The organism is Aeromonas sp. ZOR0002, assembly GCF_963866995.1.
Taxonomy (GTDB): Bacteria; Pseudomonadota; Gammaproteobacteria; order Enterobacterales; family Aeromonadaceae; genus Aeromonas; species Aeromonas caviae.
The window spans coordinates 1-7,069 of the sequence record NZ_CAWMFQ010000239.1; the positions used below are offsets into that span (position 1 = coordinate 1).

Consider the following 7,069-nt stretch of genomic DNA (forward strand, 5'->3'; position numbering starts at 1 on the left):
CGGCTGCGCACCTTGAAGCGGCGCCAGGATGTGCGCTCAAGAGCCGAAGATCTGCTGGCCCACCAGGGGGTGGGTCAGGGGCAGGCCTTCTGCGAGGCCCTGGCCGAGAAGAGCGGTGACAAGGGGCGGGAAGGGTATCGCACCTGGCTATCCCAGCTTGACGAGAGCCACAGCGATCGGGAAGTGCTGACCCTCTACAGCCAGCTGGTGCTCACCGAGCGGGACAAGCTGGCCCAGGCCCGCGTCGCCAAATGGTCGGGGGAGGCCGCCGTGCTGGTGGCCCTGAGCCCGCTCGCCACGGTCGACATGATGCTGATGCTCTGGCGCAACCTGCGGATGATCGAGGATATCGCCGATGTCTATGCCATCGAGCTCGGCTACTGGAGCCGCATCCGCCTCATTCGCCAGGTGTTTCGCAACATGCTCTATGCGGGGGCCACCGAGCTGGTGACCGAGGTAGGGATGGATCTGCTGGGGGCCGAGCTGACCGCCAAGCTCTCCGCCCGCGCTGCCCAAGGGGTCGGGGCCGGGTTGCTCACCGCGCGCCTCGGGATGCGTACCATGGAAGCCTGTCGTCCGCTCCCCTGGTGTGCCGACGAGAAGCCGAAACTGGGCGAGTTGCGCAAGCGGCTGATCGGCCAGTTGGCGGGTTATCTCAACAAGTCGTGAGGTGGCTGGGATTCGATAGGGATGTCACAAATTATTTACAATTGTCAAAAGCAGCCGACCCCGGGGTCGGCTGCTTTTTTGAGGGGCAAACCGTTACAGTGATCCCATGACTCAACGGCCAGTGACCGCCCGGATGGCGGCTGGCACCCGAAGGATGGGATCACTCATGGCAAGTCTCTACACGGCCCGCCAACCGGATGGGCAGGGCAGGATCCACTACACGGACGAGGAGCACGGCACCTGGCGGATCCTGATTGCACGCCAGCTTGCGGCGCTCGATGGCAAGGCCTGCGACGAATACCAGGCCGGGTTGGCACGCCTCGACCTGCCTCTGGACCGCATCCCCCAGCTAGGCGAGATCAACGCTGCCCTGATGCCCGCCACCGGCTGGTCGGTGGCGGCGGTGCCGGCCCTCATCTCCTTTGATCACTTCTTCGCGCTGCTCGCTGATCGCCGTTTTCCCGTCGCCACCTTCATTCGCCGCCGGGACGAGCTCGACTACCTGCAAGAGCCCGACATCTTCCACGAGATCTTCGGCCACTGCGCCATGCTGACCAACCCGGCCTTTGCCCACTTCACTCACCTGTATGGTCGGCTCGGACTCCATGCGAGCAAGGAGGAGCGGGTCTATCTGGCGCGGCTCTACTGGTTCACGGTGGAGTTCGGTCTCCTGCAGGGGGAGGAGGGGCTGCGCATCTACGGCGGCGGCATTCTCTCCTCCATCGGTGAGACTGCCTATGCCCTCTCGGGCAAGCCCGAGCTGCAACCCTTCGATCTGCTGGAGATCCTGCGTACCCCCTATCGCATCGACATCATGCAGCCGACCTATTTCGTGCTGCCTCGTCTCGATACCCTCTATGGTCTGGAGGGGCAGGGGATCATGGCGGCCGTGGCCGAGGCCCGTCGTCTTGGCCTGCGTCCACCCCGCTTTGCCCCTGTTGTCGGCAAGCAGGCGAGCTGACCCGTATTCATTCCCACGATGTTTCATGAAAGGAGTCCCGAATGACTGAACTGGCGAGTCAACGATGCGAGGCGTGCCGCGCCGATGCCCCCAGGGTGAGCGATCAGGAGTTGGGGGAGCTGATGCACCTCATCCCCGACTGGCAGCCCCTGGTGGTCAACGGCGAGCTGCAACTGCGTCGTGAATTTGTGTTTCGCAACTTCAAGGAGGGGCTGGCGTTCACCAACCGCCTCGGAGAACTGGCGGAGGCGGAGTTCCATCATCCGGCGATCTTGCTCGAATGGGGCAAGGTGACCGTGAGCTGGTGGACCCACAAGATAGGCGGCTTGCATCGCAACGACTTCATCATGGCAGCCCGCACCGACGCGTTGATGAAGTAACCGCAATCTGGCGCCAGCGCAGACAGGGCCTGCCCGGTGAAAGCGGGGCAGGCCCGCATTTTTGTGGGGGAGCGCTCGCACTGGCGGGATCGAGTCTGTATTATCCCGTTATTCAGAATGTTAGTTAGGAAGTGTGTGCCGAATGCGTCTTGAAGTCAGCTGTGAAGACCGTCTGGGCCTGACCCGGGAATTGCTCGACCGACTGGTGGAGCACAACATCGATCTGCGCGGCATCGAAATCGATACCTCAGGCATCATCTATCTCAATTTCCCCGAGCTGGAGTTCCGTGACTTTCAGCATCTGATGCCGGAAATTCGCCGCATTCCCGGCGTCTATGACGTCAAGACCATCCCCTACATGCCCTCCGAGCGGGAGCACCACGAGATAGAGGCCCTGCTCAAGGCGCTGCCGGACCTGGTCTTCTCCCTCGACAGCAAGGGGCGGGTGACTCAGGCCAACCAGGCCGCCCTCACCACCCTGGCGTTGCCACCGGACGAGGTGCGCGGCGTGGCGATCGCCTCCCTGGTCAAGGGCTTCTCGTTTGGCCGCTGGCTGGAGTCGGGGGAGATCAAGCCCCAGACCTGCAAGCTGAGCCTCGGTGGCGAAGAGTACCTGGGCGATCTGATGCCGCTGTTCGTGGCCGAAGAGAAGGGCAAGCAGGCTCTGGCCGGCGCCGTGGTGGTGCTCAAATCCGCCCGCCGGGTCGGCATGCACTTCAGTGCCCTGCACGCGGTAGAAGTGGGGGGCTTTGAGCACCTCCAGGCCGAGAGCCAGAAGATGAAAGAGGTGCTGGCCCAGGCAGCCAAGCTCGCGATGCAGGACGCCCCCTTGCTCATCGTGGGGGAGACCGGCACCGGCAAGGAGTTGCTGGCCCGGGCCTGCCACGGCGCCAGCCTGCGCTCCAGCCACCCCTTCATGGCGCTCAACTGCGCGGCCATGCCGGACAACGTGGCCGAGAGCGAGCTGTTCGGCTATGCCCCCGGCGCCTTTGGCAACAACACCGAGGGCAAGCGCGGGGTGCTGGAGCTGGCCAGCGGCGGCACCCTGATGCTGGACGAGATCGGCGACATGTCCCCCCATCTGCAGACCAAGTTCCTGCGGGTGCTGCAAGACGGCGTGTTTCGCCGGGTCGGTGACGAGCAGGAGGTGAGGGTCAACGTGCGCTTCATCTGCACCACCCAGAAGCAGTTGCTGGATCTGGTCCATGAAGGGAAGTTTCGCGAAGATCTCTACTACCGCCTCAATGTGCTTAGCCTCAATCTGCCGCCGCTGCGCGAGCGCAAGGCGGACATCATGGCCCTGGCCCAGCAGTTCGTGTCGCGCTTTGCCAGCGAACTGCAGCGCCCGCGTCCGCGCTTTACCCGCAACATGGCCGAGTACCTCACCGCCTACCGCTGGCCCGGCAACGTGCGCCAGCTGCGCAACTGCCTCTATCGGGCCATGACTCTGCTGGAAGGGGACGAGATTGGACCCGAGCACGTGGACTTGCCGGTGGCGGCCGATGCCATGCCGCTCATCGACGAGTGGTTCGAGGGGGGGCTCGACGAGGCGGTGAAGCGTTTCGAGAGCCGCCTGCTGGAGCGGCTCTACCCGGCGTTCCCCTCCACCCGCCAACTGGCCAAGCGGCTCGGTGTCTCCCATACCGCCATCGCCAACAAGCTGCGCGAATATGGGATTGGCAAGAAGTAGTGTCGATGGACGGTGTCTGCCAGGGGCATTGAGCGTCTTGCAGGCACGGCTGCGACACCCGGTGACGCAACCGTGCCACTTGCCTCTGGGGGCTGGCCACCCGGCTGGTAAGCTCGGTGCGGTGCCATGCAGGCACTCTCATCATGGCGTCGGGTGACCCCGGCGCCGACCTTGACACTCTCGCGGGCACCATGCAGATGTTTTGTTACCTCCGGTTACTGATGTGGCTGGCGCCACTGTGCTGCATGCTGATGCTGGCAAACCAGGCCATGGCGGCAACCTCCGCCGAGGCGCGCAGCGACATGGTGCGCCAGACCGTGCTCGATATCCTCAGTTACACCCGCTGGCCCAGCGAGCCCGCCAGACTTCGGCTCTGCATCACGGCGCCGACGGAATATGCGTCATCCCTTCTGACCATTGAACGGCAGGCCAATGGCCGACCGGTGGAGGTCCATCGCTACGACATGGACGATGAGGCGCTGATCCAGCGCTGCGATGTCATCTATCTGGGGGTGCTGGCACCTGCACAGCGCCTCTCCCTGTTCGAGCGCCTGCGCGGCCACGCCATCCTCAGCATCAGTGAGCAGAGCCGCGAATGCATCGCCGATGCGGTCTTCTGTCTGCAGGCCGGCGAGGAGAGGGTGCGTTTTCGGGTCAATCTGGATGCGCTGGCCCGCAGCGGTGTGCGAGTGCACCCGGCCGTGCTCAAGCTGGCGCGAGCCGATGAGGAGGTGCGATGACGGTCCATCACGCCACTCCCAGGCTTACCCTGCGACAGAGTCTGGGGCGCACCCACATGATGATCTCCCTGACTGCTGTCTGCATGGCCGGGCTGTTTCTGACCGTCACGGCGCTGCTGGCGCTGCGCCTTTATGCGGATCACAACCTCAAGCTGGTGGCGCGGGCCATCAGCTACACCACTGAGGCGGCCGTGGTCTTCCATGACAAGGAGGCGGCACTGGATGCCCTGGAGACCATCACCTCCCGGGAAGACATAGCCAGCGCCAGCATAGTGCTGCCGGACGGCCAGGTACTGGCGAGCTGGCGCCGGGACATCACTACCCCCTGGACTACCCTGGAGCAGCACCTGGCCCGCCTGATCCTGCCGGGGCCCGTGGCGCTCCCCATGGTGCGCGAGCACAAGGAGATAGCCAGGGTGCATCTGGTCGGTCACGGCCAGTACCTGCTGCGATTTCTGTTGCAGACCCTGCTGGCTACCCTGGTGTGCCTGCTCATCAGTATTCTCGGGGCACTCCATGTGGCGCGCCGGATGCAGCGCTCCATCACGGCCCCCCTCAAGGCCCTGACCGAGGTGGCTTACAACGTCAGCCGCCAGCGGGCCCTCAAGGAGCGGGTGCCGGCGGCCAATATCGCCGAGCTGCACGAGCTGGGTGAGGATTTCAATTCGCTGCTCGATGAGCTGGAAGCCTGGCAGGCCCACCAGAAGCGGGAGAACGCCAGCCTGCTGCATCAGGCAACCCATGATCCCCTGACCGGTCTGCCCAACCGCGCTCTGTTCGAGGCTCGCATGGGGCAGGCCATTCTGGCAGGCAACAAGGGGCATGAAGGTTTTGCCCTGCTCTATCTGGATTGCGATCGTTTCAAGCAGATCAATGACAACCTGGGCCACGGCATCGGCGACGAAGTGCTGATCGCCGTGGCGCGGCGGGTGCAGCATCAGCTCAGACCCCTGGATCTGGTCTGCCGGCTGGGGGGAGATGAGTTCGTCATCCTCCTGACCCCGATCCAGGGGGAGGACGAGGTGCGCGAGGTAATAGGGCGAGTGCAGCAGGCCATGAACACCCCCGTGGTATTGAGTGACGGTCGCCATCTCGGGGTGGGGATCAGCATCGGCTCTGCCCGCTATCCCGAGCAGGGGAGGACGGCGGATGCCCTGCTGCAATGGGCAGACGACGCCATGTATCAAGCCAAACGACAACGCAGGGAGGAGAGAGAAACACGAAAAACGAGCACGTGAAGTTGAACCGGAAATAGTGAAAGGATGATAAGAATGCGCATGTTGAACCCGATCAAAGCGGGCCTGGTGGCACTGTTGCTGAGTGTGCTGGCGGCGTGCCAGAGCCCTCCCCAGGGGCTCACGGCGGAGCAGATCGCCGCCTTGAAGGAGCAGGGATTTCACCTGACCGACGAGGGATGGACCCTGGATATCTCCAACAAGGTGCTGTTCGCCAACAATGTGGGGGCCCTCAACCCCGAGACCCGCCAGGTGGTGGAGAAACTCGGCAAGGCCCTGATTGAGGTAGGACTGAACCGGGCACGGGTGGACGGTCATACCGACTCCAACGGTGATGAGGCCTACAACCAGCAACTCTCCCTCAAGCGGGCACGGTCGGTGGCCGATGTCCTGGTGTCGGTGGGTATGCCCCAGGGGAACCTGGATATCCGCGGCCGCGGAGAAGAGGCGCCCATCGCCGACAACGCGACCGCTGCCGGACGAGCGGAAAATCGCCGGGTTGCCATCATCATCGGCAATGGCTGACCCCCGTCAGCCGGTATCGGCGCGGCGCTCCCATCGGGAGCCTTGAATCAACCGCCTGATCCTGTGTGTGCCACCACTCTCCAGTGGGAGAGTGGCTCTCTTCCCTTGTTGTTTCACGCCTTCCTTGCCTGACGCGCTGCTGCCCTGATGGAGACAGAGTGACGACTCAATCCTTCCCGACTTGATCCAGCACAAATACCTGCAACTGATATTCGTTATCATTTGCGTTATTTACGCAGGGTAACCCCAGTGACGACTCTCCAGCTTTCTTCGACCATGACGGGGCTTTGTACCCCGGATCCCCTCAAATTCGCCTTCACCGCCAAGACGTCGGCCCATGCCAGCCGGGGAGGGGCCGCCCCCCTGATGCTGGACGATGCCGGCTGGCAAGCCTGGTGGCAGCAGGAGAGCGAGGCCAAGGCCCGAGCGCTCTATATCCATATCCCGTTTTGCCGCAAGCGCTGCAGTTTTTGCAACTTCTTCGAAAACGGCGCCAATCCGGCGCGCATGAGCCGCTACATGGAGGCACTCTGCGGGTCGCTGCACCAGGCAGCCGAGACGCCGCTCGTCCAGAGCCGGCCTTTCTCGGCGGTCTATGTGGGGGGCGGCACGCCAACCGACATGGCGGCGGGCGATCTCGCCCGCCTGGCCAGCGCCATCCGCCGTTTTCCCCTGACCGTGAATGCGGAGCTGACTCTGGAGGGGCGGCTCAACGGCTTTGATGACGAGAAGTGGCAGACGGCCCTGGCGGGTGGCTTCAATCGTTTCTCGTTCGGCGTGCAGAGTTTTGATACCCGTGTGCGCCAGCAGGCGGCCCGCTTCGATGACAGGGAGACCTTGCTGGCCCGGCTGGCGGCGCTGACCCGCCA

At 63.8% G+C, this 7,069-nt stretch carries 8 protein-coding genes; all 8 read left to right on the plus strand.

The features are described 5' to 3' along the window. The coding region (locus AACR77_RS13340) for a YcjF family protein (RefSeq protein WP_042882078.1) at positions 1 to 669 on the plus strand (669 nt) is incomplete at its 5' end. Positions 670 to 835: 166 nt separating this feature from the next. Further along, entirely contained in the window at positions 836 to 1,630 is a 795-nt protein-coding gene (gene phhA, locus AACR77_RS13345) for a phenylalanine 4-monooxygenase (protein WP_042882080.1), read from the plus strand. A 41-nt stretch (positions 1,631 to 1,671) separates the two neighbouring features. After that, complete coding sequence (locus tag AACR77_RS13350; protein WP_041215281.1) at positions 1,672 to 2,010, plus strand: 4a-hydroxytetrahydrobiopterin dehydratase; 339 nt, start codon at positions 1,672 to 1,674, stop codon at positions 2,008 to 2,010. A 142-nt stretch (positions 2,011 to 2,152) separates the two neighbouring features. After that, entirely contained in the window at positions 2,153 to 3,700 is a 1,548-nt protein-coding gene (gene tyrR, locus AACR77_RS13355; RefSeq protein ID WP_010674540.1) for a transcriptional regulator TyrR, read from the plus strand. A gap of 197 nt (positions 3,701 to 3,897) precedes the next feature. After that, on the plus strand, positions 3,898 to 4,440 hold the full coding sequence (locus tag AACR77_RS13360) for a YfiR family protein (protein ID WP_269429286.1): 543 nt from the start codon (positions 3,898 to 3,900) through the stop codon (positions 4,438 to 4,440). Continuing rightward, a complete protein-coding gene (locus AACR77_RS13365) occupies positions 4,437 to 5,678 on the plus strand; it encodes a diguanylate cyclase domain-containing protein (protein WP_042863783.1) in 1,242 nt (413 codons plus the stop codon). Before AACR77_RS13360 ends, AACR77_RS13365 begins: the two co-directional genes overlap by 4 nt. A gap of 33 nt (positions 5,679 to 5,711) precedes the next feature. Continuing rightward, the gene (locus tag AACR77_RS13370) at positions 5,712 to 6,200 is read left to right on the plus strand and encodes an OmpA family protein (protein WP_010674543.1); all 489 of its coding nucleotides are present in this window, start codon (positions 5,712 to 5,714) and stop codon (positions 6,198 to 6,200) included. A gap of 276 nt (positions 6,201 to 6,476) precedes the next feature. Continuing rightward, a partial coding sequence (locus AACR77_RS13375) for a radical SAM protein (RefSeq protein ID WP_042882084.1) occupies positions 6,477 to 7,069 on the plus strand: 593 nt, incomplete at its 3' end.

Bases quoted from the DNA above. Each gene is read 5' to 3' on its own strand.
- AACR77_RS13370 (WP_010674543.1), top strand. From the start codon at position 5,712: ATGCGCATGTTGAACCCGATCAAAGCGGGCCTGGTGGCACTGTTGCTG.
- phhA (WP_042882080.1), top strand. From the start codon at position 836: ATGGCAAGTCTCTACACGGCCCGCCAACCGGATGGGCAGGGCAGGATC.
- AACR77_RS13365 (WP_042863783.1), top strand. From the start codon at position 4,437: ATGACGGTCCATCACGCCACTCCCAGGCTTACCCTGCGACAGAGTCTG.
- AACR77_RS13360 (WP_269429286.1), top strand. From the start codon at position 3,898: ATGTTTTGTTACCTCCGGTTACTGATGTGGCTGGCGCCACTGTGCTGC.
- tyrR (WP_010674540.1), top strand. From the start codon at position 2,153: ATGCGTCTTGAAGTCAGCTGTGAAGACCGTCTGGGCCTGACCCGGGAA.
- AACR77_RS13350 (WP_041215281.1), top strand. From the start codon at position 1,672: ATGACTGAACTGGCGAGTCAACGATGCGAGGCGTGCCGCGCCGATGCC.